The following is a 15,517-nucleotide window of genomic DNA, read 5'->3' as shown; positions in this document are numbered from 1 at the left end:
ACAGCAAGCGCTTGCTTAACCCGAGGAGACCTGAGATGCCCGACTTCGAGCTGAGTGCCGAGCTGACGCCCGTGCTGGCCCGGTTCATGGCGCAGCGCAGCCCGGTCGAGGTCAGCCGCGCCGGGGGAGCCGGGTGCCCGCCCCTGTGGACGGCGCTCGTGGGGGAGGTCGGCGTCGCCGGCCTGCTCGTCGAGGAGGCGTACGACGGCCAGGGGGCCACCGTCGTCGAGCTGGCGGCGGCGGTGCACGAGGCCGCCCGGTGCGGGTGGTCGGGCCCGCTCGTCGCGACGGCCGGCGTGGCCGTGACGCTGCTGGCCACGCTCGACCCCGCGGACGCGCACGGCCTGCGCGCCGCGATCGCGACGCGGGGCCGGGTCGTCGTGACCGCCTTCCACGAGGATGCGCGCGGGACCGACCTGGCTGCGGCAGCCGTCGTACGACGCGACGGCGAGCGGTGGCTGCTCCGCGGGACCAAGCAGTACGTCGACAGCGGCACCCACGCCGACGCGGTGCTGGTGTCGGCGGTGGACGGGTCCGGTACCCCGACCCTGTGCCTCGCCGAGGTCGCGGACCCGGGGGTGACGGTCCGCGCGATGGAGGCGGTCGACCCGGGTCGGGGGCTGGCCGTGGTCGAGCTGGACGACGTGGTGGTCACGGTGGTGGCGTCCGGCGACGACGTCGCGCCGGCGCTGCAGGACGCCTGGCTGACCGGGGCGCTGCTGCTCGCCGCCGACGCGGTCGGCACGGCCGACCGGGTGCTCGAGCTGTCGCTGGCCTACGCCCGCGAGCGCGAGCAGTTCGGCCGGCCGGTCGCGACGTTCCAGAGCGTCAAGCACAAGCTCGTCGACATGCACGCCGAGCTCGAGACCGCGCGGAGCATGCTGCGGCACGCGGTGGAGCGGGCGGCCGCGGGGGAGGCGGACTGGCGGACGGCGGCGTCGGCGGCGAAGGCCCGGGCCACGGACGCGGCCATGCACGTCGCCCGCGAGGGCGTGCAGGTCCACGGGGGGATCGGCTTCACCTGGGAGCACGAGATCTCCCACCACTTCCGTCGGGCCACGGCCGTCCGGGCCCTCCACGGCACGCCGAGCGACCACCGGGCCCTGGTCGCCGAGGGGCTGGGCCTGTGAGTGCCGACGTCCCCGCCCGGGTGGTGCTGCGCGACGTCGGTCCGCGCGACGGCCTTCAGAACGAACCGCCCGTGCCGACGGCGGCCAAGGTCGAGCTGATCGAGGCCCTGGGTGGCACCGGCCTGACCGAGATCGAGGCGGTCTCCTACGTCCACCCGCGCGCCATCCCGCAGATGGCCGACGCGGCCGAGGTCTGGGCGACGGTCGCGCCGCGCCCCGAGGTCCGCTACTCCGCCCTGGTGCCCAACCTGGTCGGCGCCCGACGGGCGCTGGAGGCCGGCTTCACCGACATCGAGGTCGTGGTCTCGGCGTCGCGCACCCACAACCTGCGCAACATCAACCGGACCCCGGAGGAGTCGCTGGCCGCGATCGCCGAGGTGATCGACCTGGCCCACGCCGGCGGGACCCGCTGCCAGGTCATCGTGGCGACGGCGTTCGGCTGCCCCTACGAGGGCGAGATCCCCGAGGACCAGGTCGTCGGGTACGCCGTACGAGCGGTGCGGGCCGGGGCCGACAGCATCTGCTTCGGCGACACCACCGGCATGGGCTCGCCTCCACGGGTACGACGCCTGGTCGGCGGCTTCCGCGACTGCGAGCCCGACCACGAGCTCGCCCTGCACCTGCACGACACCCGCGGCACCGGGATGGCCAACCTGGTCGCCGGGCTGGAGCTCGGGGTCGAGCGCTTCGACGCGAGCGTCGGCGGCCTCGGCGGCTGCCCGTACGCCCCGGGGGCGAGCGGCAACATCGCCACCGAGGAGGCCGTCTACCTGCTGCACGAGCTCGGCGTCGAGACCGGCGTCGACCTGGACCACCTGCTCGAGGTCGCCGCGACCGCCGAGCGCATCGTGGGTCGCGAGCTCCCCTCGCGGCTGCTCAAGGCGGGGCCGCGCACGCGGCTCTCCCCGCTCTGAGCCCGTCCCGATCCGACAGGAGACCCATGCCCCTCGATCCCACCCGCCTCGGCAGCGCCGTCCCCGAGTGGACGGTGCGATGGACCGGCACCGAGTCGCTGCTCTACGCCCTGGCGGTCGGGGCCGGCCAGGCCGACCCGCTGGCCGAGCTGGCCTTCACCACCGAGAACACCGACGGCGTCGCGCAGCAGGTGGTCCCGAGCTTCGCGGTGGTGCTCGGCTTCGGGTCGGGGATGCCGGACGTGGGGGACTACGACCCCACCCGCGCGGTGCACGCCGAGCAGGAGGTCGAGCTCGACGGTCCGCTGCCTCCCGCGGGCGAGGCCCGGGTCAGCACGACGGTCGCCGAGATGTGGGACAAGGGCCGCGACGCGATCGTGTGGACCGAGACCGTGCTCACCGACGTGACGACCGGTCGCCGTCTCTCGCGCAGCCGGACCGGGGCGTTCCTCGGCGGAGCCGGCGGGTTCGGCGGTGAGCGGGGGACCAGTGGCGCCTGGGAGCAGCCGACGGCGCCGCCCGACCACGAGGTCGCGTTCGCGACCCGCCCCGAGCAGGCCCTGCTCTACCGGCTCACCGGCGACCGCAACCCCCTGCACTCGGATCCGGCGTTCGCCGCCCGGGGCGGCTTCGAGCGCCCGATCCTGCACGGGATGTGCACCTACGGCTACGCCACCCGCCTGCTCGTGAACACCGTCGCCGGCGGGGACGCCGCCCGCCTGACGTCGATCGCGGGACGGTTCACCCGCCCGGTCCTGCCGGGGGACGCGCTGTCCCTGCACGTGTGGGGCGACACCGATGGTGCCCGCTTCCGGGTGCTGGCCGCCTCCGGTGACCCGGTCATCGACCGGGGCCGCGTGACCCTCCGCCAGCCCTGATCTGAGGTCTGGAACCCATTGCGTGACCGTCGTCACGTATGCAATTATCAAGTGCTTGCTTTACATGAACCAAGCACTTGCTTGATCACTTGCCTCAGAAAGGGAAGCCAGTGTCTCGACCCATCACCACCCGCCGGAGGGTCCGCACCCTCCTCGCGGCTGTCACGGCGACGTCGCTCGTCGTCCTCTCGGGATGCACCTCCTCGGACGAGGGAGGCGACGACAGCTATCTGGTCGGCTTCCCGGCCCTGACCTCCGGACCGGCGGCGTTCGCCGGCGTCCCGATCACGCAGGGCGCCGAGCTCGCGGTGAAGGAGATCAACGACAGCGAGTTCCTGGGGGAGGGAGCCACGCTCGAGCTGAAGATCGACGACATCAAGGGCGACCCGGCCCAGGCGATCTCGCTCTACCGCCAGTACGTCGCGGACGGCGCCTCCGGCGTGCTCTGCTGCGGTCTGTCCTCGGAGGCCGGCGCGCTGGCCCCGATGATCGAGCAGAGCAAGACCCCCGCGATCGTGACCTCGGCGATCCTCGCCGGGCTGGCGAAGCCGCCGTACATCTACCGCCCCGTCGTGCTGCCCGCCGAGCCCGGCGGGATGTACGACCAGTTCGTCGACGCCGTCGTGCCCGCCGAGGGCATCGAGACCGCGGTCCTGGTCGTGACCAGCGACAACGACGGCATGGTCGGCGACGCGGAGGTCTGGAAGGCGGCGCTGGAGCGCAACGGGGTCGACGTCGTCAAGACGATCAACACCGCCTCCGCGGACACCAACTTCACCCAGGCGGCGACCGAGGTCGCCTCGCTCGACCCCGATGTCGTCGTGCAGAGCATGCTCGGCACGCCGTCCGCTCTGATGGCCCGGGCGCTGCGCGAGCGGGACTTCGACAAGCGGATCCTCACCAGCTACGGCATCGACAGCAAGGAGCTGTTCGACGCCTCGGGCGGCGGCCTCGCGGGCACCCTCTTCGCGGTGCCGTTCCACGCGGGGTTCACCGACAACGAGGCGGCGACCACCTTCGTCGAGGCCTACCAGGAGGAGTACGACGCCGAGCCCGACATGTACGGCGCCCAGGGCTACACCGCCATGTGGCTGATGGCGACCGCCATCAAGGAGGCCGGCAGCAAGGATCCCGAGAAGGTCGCCCAGGCCCTCGAGGCCATCTCCGAGCAGGACTCGGTCTACGGCCCGCTGACCTACAGCGACGGACAGGCCACGCTGAACGCACCGGGCAGCTACCTGGAGTGGACGGCCGACGGCACCCTCGCCGAGTGGGCCGGCTGAGCCGCGGCGCCGATTCGGACCTGAGCTGCTGAGGGAGAGGACGTCGATGGAGCACGGAGTGGCGTGCAGCCTCCGGACGAGGACGGGCACCCGGCTCGCCGAGGCCGTGACCGAGGCCGCCCGGACCGCCGAGGAGGCGGGCCTGGCGTCGTGGTGGACGGTCGGGGACCGCGAGGCTGCGTCGGACCGGTCGTTCGACCCGCTGCTCGGCCTGCAGTGCGCGGCCCGGGCGACCACCCGGCTGCGACTGGCCACCTCGGGCGACCTCCTCTCCCTCGCCAGCCCCGCGGTGCGGGCCAAGCAGCTGGCCACGCTCGACTGGCTCAGCCGGGGGCGGGCGGAGGTGGGGCTCGACCTCGCCGAACCGCCCCCGGTGCTGGCCGACCCGTTCCTCGAGGAGGAGCGCGACAGCCTCGAGGTCGCGCTCGAGCACCTCGCGGGCATGCGGGCGCTGTGGACCCAGGACCGGGCCGGGCACCAGGGCCGGGTCCTGTCCTTCGCGGGCGCGATCGCGCTCCCGAAGCCGGTCGGGGCCCGGGTCCCGCAGACCCACGTGCGGGCCACCTCGACCGAGGTGCTGGAGCGGGTCGTCGCGGCCGGGGTCGTCCCCGACGGCTGGCTGGCCTGGCAGCAGTCCGCGGACGAGCTGGTGCACGGGGCCGGCGAGCTCGCCGCGGTGTTGGGGGACGCCGCCGAGCAGGTCCGTCGTACCTGGTTCGTGCCGGTCGCGGACTACTACGCCGCCCGCGATTCCGTCCCCGGCCTGGGGGTGCGCGTCGACGAGCTCGTCGCCGTGCTCGACCACGTCCCCGCCCCCGTCGAGGTCGCCGCGCTGGCGGCCTGACGAACCCGACCCGACACCGTCCTGACGATGAGGAGTCCCGTGGAGATCGGCCTGGTCGACCTGTTCGACGGCAGCGAGGAGCGCGACATCGCGTTCATGGCGGAGTTCGGCCGGACCGCGGAGGAGCTCGGCTTCTCCGGGATCTGGCTGCCCGAGCACCTGGTGTTCTTCGACGAGTACACCTCGGCGTACCCCTATCCGAACGCGCCCTCGGCGAGCGATCCCGACAAGCTCGAGACGCACAACAAGAGCGTCGGCGGCCGGGCGCGCGTCGAGGCCGCGGCCGACCAGGGTCTCCTCGACATCCTGCAGGCGGCCGCCGAGGTCTGCGCCGCCACGACCCGGCTGCGGATCGGCAGCTCGGTGCTGCTGCTGCCGCTGCGCAACGTGCGCACCTTCACCCGTGAGCTGATGACGCTGGCCGAGCTCACCGACGACCGCTTCGACCTCGGCGTCGGCGTCGGCTGGTCGGCCGAGGAGTTCGGGGCCTGCGGGAGCCCCTTCAAGACCCGCGGCCGCCGCTGCGAGCAGAACATGGTCGAGCTGACCCGGCAGTGGGCCGAGGACGCCGACGGGCTCTACCCGCAGACCGGCCGGGCGCTGCCGCGGATGCTGGTCGGCGGGCACTCGCCGGTGGCGCTGCGACGCGCGGCGACGGCCGGCACCGGCTGGTACCCCTGGAACCTGACCGTCTCCCAGTTCGGCGAGCACCACGCGACGTACCTCCGGCACCTGGAGGAGGCGGGCCGCGACCGGGCCGAGCAGCACGTCGTCGCCGGTCTCCGCTTCACCGGGGAGCTGACGGCCCTGCCGGACGTGGTCGGGCGGTACGCCGAGCTGGGCGCCGACGGGGTCAACCTCTCGCTGCGGATGACCGCCGAGAGCTACGCCGAGACGATGAGCGCCGTCTCCGACGCCCTGGGACTGGCGGCATGAGCACCGAGACGAGCACCGAGACGAGCACCGAGACGAGCACCGTCGAGGAGTTCCGCGCCGAGGTCCGGGCCTGGCTCAAGGCCCACGTCCCGGCCGAGCCGCTGCCGTCGTGGACCGAGCGCGCCGGCTTCGACCTGCACCGCGCGTGGGAGAGGACCCTGTTCGAGGGCGGGTACGCGGCCGTCGACTGGCCCGCGGCGTACGGCGGGCGCGACGCCGGCCTGCGCCGCTCGATCGCGTTCGCGGAGGAGTACTACCGCGCGGGCGCCCCGGAGCGGATCAACATGGGCGGGCTCTACCTGCTGGGCCCGGTGCTGATGCAGTACGGCACTCCCGAGCAGTGCGAGCGCTGGATCCCCGACCTGCTGGCCTGCCGCACGATCTGGTGTCAGGGCTTCAGCGAGCCCGAGTCCGGCTCCGACCTGGCCTCGCTGCGCACCCGCGCCGAGCGCGACGGCGACCACTACGTCGTCAACGGGCAGAAGATCTGGACGTCGATGGGCGGCTTCGCGGACTGGATCTTCGCCCTGGTCCGCACCGACCCCGAGGCCGGCCGCCGGCGCAAGCACCACGGCATCACCTTCCTCTGCATCGACCTGCGCTCGCCGGGCGTCGAGGTCCGGCCGCTGGCCATGGTGGACGGCACCCGCGGCTTCGCCGAGGTGTTCTTCACCGACGTCCGCGTCCCGGTGGAGAACGTCGTGGGCGAGGTTGACCAGGGCTGGCGGGTCGCGATGTCCACGCTCGGCTTCGAGCGCGGGGCGGTCTTCGGCGACCACGCCAAGTTCACGGCCGATGTCGAGGCGCTGGCCGCCCTGGTGCGGGTCCGGGGTCTGGAGGACGACACCCGTGCGCTCGACGAGCTCGGCCGGGTGCTGGTCGAGACGGAGGTCTACCGGGCCAACGTCTACCGGCTCGCGGGCATCGCCGAGGCCGGGGGCGACCTGAACAGCACGGCCAGCATCAACAAGGTCTTCTGGACCCAGATGCAGCACGACATCTTCGCGACCGGCCTGCGGCTGATGGAGGAGGACGGCGCCGTCGTGGGCGACCCGGCCGCCGTGCCGTACGCCGACGCCGCCACCCGGCGCTCGTGGGCCGACTGGCACCACCGCTACTGGTACGCGCGGGCCGCGATGATCTTCGGCGGCACGAACGAGATCCAGCGCAACATCATCAGCGAGCGAGTGCTCGGCCTACCGATGGAGCCGCGACCGTGACGACGACGCACCCGACGACCGACGAGCGCCAGGAGCTGGTGCGCCTCACCGCGGACCTGCTCGGCCGGCACTGCGGTCCGGAGCAGCTGCGCGAACGCCTCGACGCCGGCACCGCGCACACCCCGGAGCTGTGGGGTCGGCTGGCCGAGACCGGGCTGGTCTCGGCGCTGGTCGCCGAGGAGCGCGGCGGGGCCGGGCTCGACCCGTCGTACCTCTCCGGGGTGCTGGTCAGCCTGGGCGAGCACGCCGTGCCCGAGCCGTTCCTGGAGACCGCGGTGGTGGCGACCAGCGTGCTCGCGGCCTTCCCGGACTCGGCCCTCGCGGTGAGCTGGCTGGAGCGGATCGGCGCCGGCGACGCCCTGGTCGCGGTCCGGCTCGGCGCGCTCACGCCGTACGTCGTGCACGCCGGCGACGCCGACCTGGTGCTCGACCTGGCCGACGACGGCACGGTCCGGGCGCTGCTGCCCGCGGACGTCGACGTCACGCCGGTGCGGGCCCTCGACCCGCTGCGCCCGCTGGCCACCGTGACCCGGCGCAGCGAGGAGGCCGGCACCGTGCTGGGTGTGGCGCCCGCGGCCGTGCAGCGTGCGCGGGTGCTCGCCGTCGCCGGGGCCGCCTGCCTGCTGGCCGGGGCCTCGCGGCGGCTGCTCGACCTCACCGTCGAGTACGTCAGCGTCCGCCGCCAGTTCGACCGGCCGGTCGGCTCCTTCCAGGCCGTCAAGCACGCGATCGCTGACCTCGCGGTGATGGTCGACATGGCCACCTCCGCCGCGCTCAGCGCCTTCGACGCCGTCGACGAGCCCGACGCCCGACGGCGGGCCTGGGCCGCCAAGGCGTACGCCGGCGACGCGGCCGACCGGGCCAACGTCTCGGCGCTGCAGCTGCACGGGGGCATCGGCTTCACCTGGGAGTACCACCTGCACCTGTGGCTGAAGCGGGTGATGGGCCTGGCCGCGTCGTACGGCACGACGGTCACGCTGCGCCGCGAGCTGGCCGTGGAGCTGCTCGCCCGGACCGGCGAGGCGACCGAGCGATGACCGGCCCGGAGCAGCCGCTCGGCTTCTGGCGGCTGGCGGCGGCCGCGCCCGACGTGTGCGCGGTGGTCGACCCCGACGGGGGCGAGGTGACCCGCGGCGAGCTGCTGGCCCGGGCGAACGCGACCAGCCGGCTGCTGCGCGAGCAGGGCCTCGAGCGCGGTGACCGGGTGGTCGGCGTGGTCTCCAACGAGTCCTGGACCCTCGCCCTGGTGCTGGCCTGCCAGCAGGTCGGCGCCTACTACGTCCCGGTCAACACCGCGCTGACCACCGCGGAGACGGCCTACATCGTCGGCGACTGCACCCCGGTCGCCGTGGTCACCTCCACGCGGCACGCGGAGAAGACCCGGGCGGCCGTGGCAGCGGCCGGCTACCCCGAGGACCGGTGCTTCGCGCTCGGGCCGGACGCCGGGCTGCGCGACCTGCTCGAGGAGCTCTGGGGCGTCGCCACCGAGCCGCTCGCGGACCGCTCGCCCGGCTCCTACCTGGGCTACACCTCCGGCACCACCGGCCGCCCCAAGGGCGTGCTGCGCCGGTTGCCCGAGGGCGACCCGGACGACGTCTTCGCCGCCGGCGCGCACTGGCAGCTCGGGATGTTCGCGATCGAGCCGGAGGACGACGGGGTCCACCTCGTCACCTCCCCGCTCAGCCACACCGCGGTCAGCGGCCTGGCCGTCACCTCGCTGCACTTCGGCCACACCGTGGTGCTGATGGACCGCTTCGACGCCGAGGAGGTGCTGCGGCTGGTCCAGGACGAGCGGGTCACCACGACCCACATGGTCCCGACCCAGCTGCACCGGCTGCTGCGCCTGCCCGCCGAGGTGCGGGCGTCGTACGACGTCTCGAGCATGCGCAACCTGGTGCACGGCGCCGGGCCGTGCCCGGAGTCGGTCAAGCGGGCGGTCATCGACTGGTTCGGCCCGGTCGTGCACGAGTACTACGGCGCGACCGAGGCGGCCGGCACCCGGATCTCCAGCGCCGAGTGGCTGGAGCGCCCCGGCAGCGTCGGCCGGCCGCAGCCCGGGGCCGAGGTGCGGATCCTGGACGCCGACGGCGCCGACGTGCCGACGGGGGAGTCGGGCCTGGTCTACCTGCGGATGGGCGCGCACGCGTTCGAGTACCGCGGCGACCAGGAGAAGACCGAGGCCGGCCGGCGCGGCGACTTCGTGACGGTGGGCGACCTCGGGCGTCTCGACGACGACGGCTACCTCTTCCTTCTCGGCCGTACGTCGGAGGTGGTGGTCACCGGCGGCGTCAACGTCTATCCCGCCGAGGTCGAGGCCGCCCTGCTCGAGCATCCCGACGTCCAGGACGCCGGTGTCATCGGGCTGCCCGACCCCGAGTGGGGCGACGTGGTCTGCGCCGTGGTCCAGGCCGACCCGGGCTCGGTGCTCGGGGCCGATCCCGAGCGGGCCGGCGAGGAGCTGACGGCGTTCTTGCAGGAGCGGGTCGCCCGCTTCAAGGTCCCACGCGTCTACTGCGTCGTCCCCGAGCTGCCCCGCGGCGCCAACGGCAAGCTCCGCAAGCACCTGCTGCCCGCCCTCGTCCCGGAAGCGAGCCCCACCCCGTGAGTGACATCTCCGCCGACCCCCGGCCCGTGCCCCTCCCCACCCCGGACACCCAGGAGTGGTTCGACCGCATCGACGCGGGTGAGCTCACCGTGCCGCGCTGCCGCGCGTGCGCCGAGTTCTTCCTCTACCCGCGCAGCTCCTGCCCGCGCTGCGGAGCGCGCGAGGTCGACCTGGTGCCGGCCGCCGGCACCGGCACGGTGGCCTCGTTCGTCGTCAACCACCGGGCGCCGGCCGGGTTCGCGCCGCCGTACGTCCTCGCGCTCGTCGAGCTCACCGAGGGACCGCTGCTGATGGGGCACGTGGTCACCGCCGCACCCGACGCCCTCGAGGTCGACGCCGCCGTGCGCGTCGCCTTCGAGCAGCGCGGCGAGCGACGCGTCGTCCGGTTCGAGCCGACGGGGTCGGTCGCGTGAGCCGCGACCGCGCCCTGCGCGGCGCGATCGCCGTCGTCGGTGCGGCCGAGAGCACCGAGCTGGGCAAGATCCCCGGGAAGTCGGCCCTGGAGCTGCACGTCGACGCCGCGCTCAACGCGCTGGCCGACGCGGGGCTGAGGCCGAGCGACGTCGACGGGGTCGCCTGCGCGGGTGAGCTGCCGGTCGACGTGGCCGACTATCTCGGGATCGTCCCGGAGTACCTCGACGGCACCAACGTCGGCGGTTCGTCGTACATGCTCCACGTGCGGCACGCGATGGCCGCGATCAGCGCCGGGCTCTGCGAGACGGTGCTGGTCACCCACGGCGAGTCGGGCCGGTCGCGGGTCGGGATGACGCCGTGGGCACCGGCGCCGCAGTCGTTCATGGCCCAGCTCGAGCTCCCGCACGGTCCGGTGGGGGCGCCGTCGCTGTTCCCGATCGGCGTGCGCCGCTACATGGCCGAGTACGGCATGACCCGCGAGCAGCTCGCGACGGTCCCGGTCGTCCAGCGGCAGTGGGCCGCCCTCAACCCGCGCGCGAGGCTGCGCGACCCGATCACGGTCGAGGACGTGCTGGCCTCGCCGATGATCGCCGACCCGATCCACCTGATGCACTGCTGCCTGGTCACCGACGGGGGCGGTGCCCTGGTGCTGACCTCCGCCGAGCGGGCCGCGCAGCTCGACCTGCCGACGCCGCCGGTCTACGTCCTCGGTGCCGGCGAGTCCAGCGAGTCCACCGTGGTCTCCGGGCTCGAGTCCCTGACGTCGTCCCGGGCCATCCGGATCGGCGGGGAGCGGGCCTTCGCCCAGGCCGGCCTGACTCCGGGCGAGGTCGACCACCTGATGATCTACGACGCCTTCGCGCACGTGCCGCTCTACGGCCTGGAGGATCTCGGCTTCGTCGGCCGCGGGGAGGCACCGGCGTTCGTCGCCGACGGCCATACCGCCCCCGGGGGCGGGCTCCCGCTCAACACCAACGGCGGCGGACTGGCCTACACCCACACCGGCATGTACGGCATGTTCGCGATCCAGGAGTCGGTCCGCCAGCTCCGCGGCACCGCCCCCGCCCAGGTCGAGGGCGTCGACGTCAGCGTCTGCACCGGCGTCGGCGGCATGTTCATGAGCTCCGGCACCCTGGTGCTCGGGAGCGCGGCGACCCTCTGAGCGCTCCTCAGCCGAGGACGGCGAGCAGCGTGCGCCAGTCGTCGACCGGGAACGGCTGGTCGGTCCACGCCGCGTCCGGGTCGAGCATCTGGACGCAGACGTGGTCGGCGCCGGCGGCGACGTGCTCGCGCACCCGGGCGGCGACCTGCTCGGGGGTGCCCCACGCGACCAGGGCGTCCACCAGCCGGTCCGAGCCGCCGTCGGCGACGTCGTCCTCGGTGAAGCCGAGCCGCTGCCAGCTGCTGACGTAGTTGCCCTGGCGCAGGTACATCGCCAGGTAGCCGCGCGCGACCTCGCGGGCCCGGGCCGGGTCGGCCACGAGCAGCGTCATCTGGGTCGGGGCCAGGAACGGCCCGGCGCCGAGCGCGGCGCGCGCCTCGGCGGTGTGCCCGGGCGTGGTGAGGTAGGGGTGCGCGCCGGCCGCGCGGAGAGCGGCCAGCTCCAGCATCCGGGGGCCGAGGGCGGCCAGCACCCGCGCCCCGGCCGGCGGGCCGCCGACCTCGTCGAGGCGGTCGACGTACTCCCGCATGCGGGTGAGCGGGCGGGCGTAGCGGCCCGGCTCGGTGCGGTCGACCAGGCGCGGGTGGCTGACGCCGAGGCCCAGCAGGAACCGGTCGCGCTCCGCGGGATCCAGCGCGGCGACCGCGGCGGCGACGTCGTCGGCCGGCATCGTCCAGATGGAGAGGATCCCGGTGGCGACCGTCGTACGACGGGTGGCGCCGAGCAGGTCCGCGACCCGGTCGAACGGGTCGTCCAGGCCGCCGGTCATCCACAGCGCCGAGCAGCCTGCCTCCTCGAGGGCGGCCGCGGCGTCCATCGCCGCGGACCGCTCGCTCAGCCGCAGCGCGGCCGACCAGGCGCCCCACGGGCCGGCGGGCAGGCTCACGAGAGCACGTCGCCGTGGGCGAGGTCGGCCACCCAGGAGGTGAACCGCCAGCCGTCCAGGGTACGGACGAAGGCGCCGTCGTACGACCCGACCACGACGTGGCTGCCGTCCCCGCGGCGGTAGTAGGCGACCGCCTTGAAGCGGGCCGTGGCGGTGTCGCCGCGGACCTCGACCTCCGGGTTCATCAGGGTGTGCAGGATCCACGGCATCGAGGACCGCAGGCGCAGGAACTGCGCGCGGATCTCGTCGTGCCCGCGGCACGGCGGGCGGGCGGCGTTGATGTCGTAGACCCCGTCCGGGACCCAGAGCGCGACCAGGGCGTCCAGGTCGGGGTGGCTGTCGCCGGCCCAGCCGCCGTCGCACAGCGAGTGGTAGCGGGCGGCCAGCTCCTCGATCGCGCGGACGTCGCGCAGCTCGGTGAGCTGCTCCTCCAGGAGCCGGACCCGGTCCTCCAGGGAGGTCATGCGCCGCGCTCGTCCTCGGGGAGGCAGTGCACCAGGGCGGTCCGGACGGCTCGGCAGACCAGCACGCCGTCCTGGTTCAGCCCCCGGTGCTCGAGCGTGACGATGCCCTGGCCGGGTCGCGACGCGGACAGCCGCTTCGGGCCGATCTCGGTCTCGCAGTAGAGCGTGTCGCCGAGGAACACCGGCGCCGGGAAGGCGATCTCCTGGAAGCCCAGGTTGGCGATCGTCGTCTTCTGCGTGAGCTGGGGTACGCCGATGCTGCACACGATCGACATGGTCAGCAGGCTGTTGACGAGCCGCTGGCCGAACTCCGACTCCGCGGACCGGGCCGCGTCGAGGTGCAGCGACTGGCTGTTCAGCGTGATGCTGCAGAACAGGACGTTGTCGGCCTCGGTGATGGTCCGCCCCGGGTCGTGCCTGTAGACGTCACCGGTCACCATCTCCTCGTAGTAGCGGCCTCGGCTGATGTGGACGGTCACGGGTGCTCCTCGGGGGTGGCGGACGGACTCAGGGCCGCCCGGTGGTCGGGGTGCGCGACGGAGGCGAGCGCCTCGGCGCGCTCGTGGACGGTGCGCCCGCGCAGCCACGCGGCGCCGTACTCCGTGACGACGACGTCGGGGGTGTGCCGGGCCAGCGAGACCACGTCGGAGCCCAGCCGCGGCACGATCCGGCTGTGCCGCCCGTCCGGCGAGGTCGAGGTGAGTGCGATGACGCTCAGGCCGCCCGCGGACCCGAACCCGGACTCGACGAAGTCGGCGCTGCCGCCGATCCCGGAGACCTGGCGCGCGCCCACCAGCTCGGCGCTGACCTGGCCGTGCAGGTCCACCTCGATGGCGGAGTTGACCGCGACCAGCCGCGGGATCCGGGAGAGGTACGACGGGGTGTGCGCGTAGCGGCTGTCGCGCATCACGATGGCGGGGTTCTCGTGGGCCAGGTCCATCAGCAGCTGCGTGCCCATCAGCTCGGCGGCGCAGACGGCGGGGCGGGGGTCGCGGTCGTCGACGCGCAGCACGCCCCGGGCGAAGAGGTCGACCATCGCGTCGTTGCCCATGCCGACGAAGCGCACGCCGGGCACGTCGCTCTCGCCGAGGTACGCCGTGAGCGCCTCGGGGACGGCGCCGATCCCGAGCTGGAGGGTCGGCTCGGGCGGCAGCAGCCCCAGGACGTGGGCGGCCACCCGGTCGCTGGTCTCGTCGCGGCGAGCGGCGGGGAAGTGGCACGGCGCGGCGGCGGTCTCGACCAGCGCGGCGAAGCGGGAGACGTGCACCATCGAGTCCCCGGTGGTCCGCGGCGTCAACGGGTCGACCTCGGCCAGCACCAGCGCGGCCCGCTCGACCGCGTGGCAGACGTAGCTCGCGGACGGGCCGAGGCTGCACCAGCCGTGGCGGTCCGGCGGGGAGACCCGCACCAGCGCCACCGACGTCCCCCACTGGTCGAGGAGGTCCGGTACGGCGGACGCCCGGGCCGGCACGTAGTCGACCCGGCCGGGGGAGAGGGCCGCCCGCGCCGGCCCGTAGGGGTGCCAGGTGCGGTAGGCGAGGTGCCCCGCGGCGGCGGCGTCGAGGAACGGGTAGGCGCCGAGCTGCAGACCGGAGTAGAGGGTGGGCCGACCGAGCAGGTCGGCGGTGCTCCCGAGCGCCTCGAGCAGGGTCTCCGGAGTGCCGCACCCGGGGGCGGCGACGACCGCGGCACCGGCCGGCAGCAGCCGGAGCGCGGCCTCGGGGCGCAACGTCGTGGGGAGGGGCACAGCTCCGGAACGTAGCCCGCGACCAGAGGTTAAGCAAGTGCTTGATTGAGCATTGACACGGCTTCGTGTGACGTGAGTTACTTCAGGTCAAGCGAGCGCTTGATCTACGTCATGACGTCGGGTTCGCACGGAGGAGGAGAGCCGGTGCAACTGCTGGCACAGCAGCTGGTGAACGGTATCGCCCTGGGCTCGGTCTACGCGCTCTTCGCGGTCGGCTTCGCCCTGATCCTGGCCAAGATGGGGATCCTGAACGTCGCGCACGGCACGTTCGCGACCTGGGGCGCGCTGGCGTCGTACTGGCTGGTCTTCGACCACGGCCTCAACTTCTGGCTGGCCCTCGCGCTCGGCGTCGGGTTCGCCGGGCTGCTCGGGGTGCTGGCCGACCAGCTGGCCTTCGAGCCGCTGCGCCGGCGCAACGCCGGCACCTTCGCGCCGATCATCGCGAGCATCGGCATCTGGATCATCCTGCTGACGCTCGCCGAGGCCTTCAGCGGCCCGGTGGCGGTCAGCTACCCGACCGGATCGGTGCCGACCGAGCCGATCCGGGCCCTCGGCCTGATCGTGCTCCCCGCGCAGGTGATCACCGTGCTCGCCCTGGTCGTGGTGGTGACCCTGGTCCACCTGCTGCTGACCCGCACCCGCTTCGGCGCGGCGGTCCGCGCGGTGTCGGTGGACCCGCGATCGGCCACCATCGTCGGGGTGAATGCTCGGCGCACGCTGATCGCGGTGGCCTTCCTGGCGGCCGCGATCGCCGGCCTCGCCGGCGTGCTCGGAGCGCTCTCCGACAACAACGTCTCCTTCAGCATCGGCGAGGCGCTGCTGCTGAAGGGCTTCGCCGCCGTGGTCGTCGGCGGGTACGGCGACATCCGCGGTGCGGCCGTCTGCGGCGTGGCGATCGGCGTCCTGGAGGTCATGAGCTCGCAGTACATCTCGTCCGGGTTCCGCGACGCCATCACCTTCGGGATCCTGCTGCTCGTCCTCGTCGCCCGGCCCCAGGGGCTGTTCGGCGAACGCCAGCTGGTCCGAGCCTGAGT

General features: G+C 73.8%; 16 protein-coding genes. 12 read left to right on the top strand and 4 right to left on the bottom strand.

What is annotated here, in order from left to right; all coding sequences use genetic code 11:
- Positions 1–35 precede the first annotated feature (35 nt).
- The 11 genes from V7S47_RS15785 (at position 36) to V7S47_RS15735 (ending at position 11,386) form a co-directional block, all read left to right on the top strand.
- On the top strand, positions 36–1,130 hold the full coding sequence (locus V7S47_RS15785; RefSeq protein ID WP_336562460.1) for an acyl-CoA dehydrogenase family protein: 1,095 nt from the start codon (positions 36–38) through the stop codon (positions 1,128–1,130).
- Entirely contained in the window at positions 1,127–2,044 is a 918-nt protein-coding gene (locus V7S47_RS15780; protein WP_336562459.1) for a hydroxymethylglutaryl-CoA lyase, read from the top strand. The genes V7S47_RS15785 and V7S47_RS15780 overlap by 4 nt, the downstream gene beginning before the upstream one ends.
- A 26-nt stretch (positions 2,045–2,070) precedes the next feature.
- Positions 2,071–2,922, top strand: a complete 852-nt coding sequence (locus V7S47_RS15775; RefSeq protein ID WP_336562458.1) for a MaoC/PaaZ C-terminal domain-containing protein — start codon at positions 2,071–2,073, stop codon at positions 2,920–2,922.
- A gap of 110 nt (positions 2,923–3,032) precedes the next feature.
- Entirely contained in the window at positions 3,033–4,205 is a 1,173-nt protein-coding gene (locus V7S47_RS15770) for an ABC transporter substrate-binding protein (RefSeq protein WP_336562457.1), read from the top strand.
- A 46-nt stretch (positions 4,206–4,251) separates the two neighbouring features.
- Entirely contained in the window at positions 4,252–5,049 is a 798-nt protein-coding gene (locus V7S47_RS15765) for an LLM class flavin-dependent oxidoreductase (protein ID WP_336562456.1), read from the top strand.
- A gap of 27 nt (positions 5,050–5,076) precedes the next feature.
- Positions 5,077–5,985, top strand: coding sequence for an LLM class flavin-dependent oxidoreductase (locus tag V7S47_RS15760; RefSeq protein WP_336562455.1), 909 nt, complete (start codon positions 5,077–5,079; stop codon positions 5,983–5,985).
- On the top strand, positions 5,982–7,205 hold the full coding sequence (locus V7S47_RS15755; RefSeq protein ID WP_336562454.1) for an acyl-CoA dehydrogenase family protein: 1,224 nt from the start codon (positions 5,982–5,984) through the stop codon (positions 7,203–7,205). The genes V7S47_RS15760 and V7S47_RS15755 overlap by 4 nt, the downstream gene beginning before the upstream one ends.
- A complete protein-coding gene (locus tag V7S47_RS15750; protein WP_336562453.1) occupies positions 7,202–8,242 on the top strand; it encodes an acyl-CoA dehydrogenase family protein in 1,041 nt (346 codons plus the stop codon). Before V7S47_RS15755 ends, V7S47_RS15750 begins: the two co-directional genes overlap by 4 nt.
- Positions 8,239–9,810: an AMP-binding protein gene (locus V7S47_RS15745; RefSeq protein WP_336562452.1), complete on the top strand. Its 1,572-nt coding sequence runs from the start codon at positions 8,239–8,241 to the stop codon at positions 9,808–9,810. The genes V7S47_RS15750 and V7S47_RS15745 overlap by 4 nt, the downstream gene beginning before the upstream one ends.
- Positions 9,807–10,223 (top strand): Zn-ribbon domain-containing OB-fold protein, encoded by a 417-nt coding sequence (locus tag V7S47_RS15740; RefSeq protein ID WP_336562451.1) that lies wholly within the window; start codon positions 9,807–9,809, stop codon positions 10,221–10,223. The genes V7S47_RS15745 and V7S47_RS15740 overlap by 4 nt, the downstream gene beginning before the upstream one ends.
- The gene (locus V7S47_RS15735) at positions 10,220–11,386 is read left to right on the top strand and encodes a thiolase C-terminal domain-containing protein (RefSeq protein WP_336562450.1); all 1,167 of its coding nucleotides are present in this window, start codon (positions 10,220–10,222) and stop codon (positions 11,384–11,386) included. Before V7S47_RS15740 ends, V7S47_RS15735 begins: the two co-directional genes overlap by 4 nt.
- A 7-nt stretch (positions 11,387–11,393) precedes the next feature.
- Here V7S47_RS15735 and V7S47_RS15730 read toward each other — a convergent pair whose 3' ends face one another.
- From V7S47_RS15730 to V7S47_RS15715, 4 genes are read right to left on the bottom strand one after another with little or no spacing between them, the layout of a single operon-like run.
- Complete coding sequence (locus tag V7S47_RS15730) at positions 11,394–12,272, bottom strand: TIGR03620 family F420-dependent LLM class oxidoreductase (RefSeq protein ID WP_336562449.1); 879 nt, start codon at positions 12,270–12,272, stop codon at positions 11,394–11,396.
- On the bottom strand, positions 12,269–12,736 hold the full coding sequence (locus tag V7S47_RS15725) for a nuclear transport factor 2 family protein (protein WP_336562447.1): 468 nt from the start codon (positions 12,734–12,736) through the stop codon (positions 12,269–12,271). The genes V7S47_RS15730 and V7S47_RS15725 overlap by 4 nt, the downstream gene beginning before the upstream one ends.
- On the bottom strand, positions 12,733–13,215 hold the full coding sequence (locus V7S47_RS15720) for a MaoC family dehydratase (RefSeq protein WP_336562446.1): 483 nt from the start codon (positions 13,213–13,215) through the stop codon (positions 12,733–12,735). Before V7S47_RS15720 ends, V7S47_RS15725 begins: the two co-directional genes overlap by 4 nt.
- Entirely contained in the window at positions 13,212–14,483 is a 1,272-nt protein-coding gene (locus tag V7S47_RS15715; protein ID WP_336562445.1) for an acetyl-CoA hydrolase/transferase family protein, read from the bottom strand. The genes V7S47_RS15720 and V7S47_RS15715 overlap by 4 nt, the downstream gene beginning before the upstream one ends.
- Positions 14,484–14,627: 144 nt before the next feature.
- On the opposite strand from V7S47_RS15715, the gene V7S47_RS15710 reads away from it, so the two are divergent.
- Entirely contained in the window at positions 14,628–15,515 is an 888-nt protein-coding gene (locus V7S47_RS15710) for a branched-chain amino acid ABC transporter permease (protein WP_170867244.1), read from the top strand.
- The last annotated feature ends 2 nt before the right edge of the window (positions 15,516–15,517 follow it).

Origin of the sequence: Nocardioides sp. CCNWLW216, assembly GCF_037120545.1 — a bacterium.
In the GTDB taxonomy this organism is placed as follows: Bacteria; Actinomycetota; Actinomycetes; order Propionibacteriales; family Nocardioidaceae; genus Nocardioides; species Nocardioides lianchengensis.
This window is presented reverse-complemented; position numbering and strand designations above follow the sequence as displayed.

Coding starts and splice junctions, on each gene's coding strand:
- V7S47_RS15785 (WP_336562460.1), top strand. CDS start 36: ATGCCCGACTTCGAGCTGAGTGCCGAGCTGACGCCCGTGCTGGCCCGG.
- V7S47_RS15775 (WP_336562458.1), top strand. CDS start 2,071: ATGCCCCTCGATCCCACCCGCCTCGGCAGCGCCGTCCCCGAGTGGACG.
- V7S47_RS15765 (WP_336562456.1), top strand. CDS start 4,252: ATGGAGCACGGAGTGGCGTGCAGCCTCCGGACGAGGACGGGCACCCGG.
- V7S47_RS15760 (WP_336562455.1), top strand. CDS start 5,077: ATGAGGAGTCCCGTGGAGATCGGCCTGGTCGACCTGTTCGACGGCAGC.
- V7S47_RS15755 (WP_336562454.1), top strand. CDS start 5,982: ATGAGCACCGAGACGAGCACCGAGACGAGCACCGAGACGAGCACCGTC.
- V7S47_RS15745 (WP_336562452.1), top strand. CDS start 8,239: ATGACCGGCCCGGAGCAGCCGCTCGGCTTCTGGCGGCTGGCGGCGGCC.
- V7S47_RS15725 (WP_336562447.1), bottom strand. CDS start 12,736: ATGACCTCCCTGGAGGACCGGGTCCGGCTCCTGGAGGAGCAGCTCACC.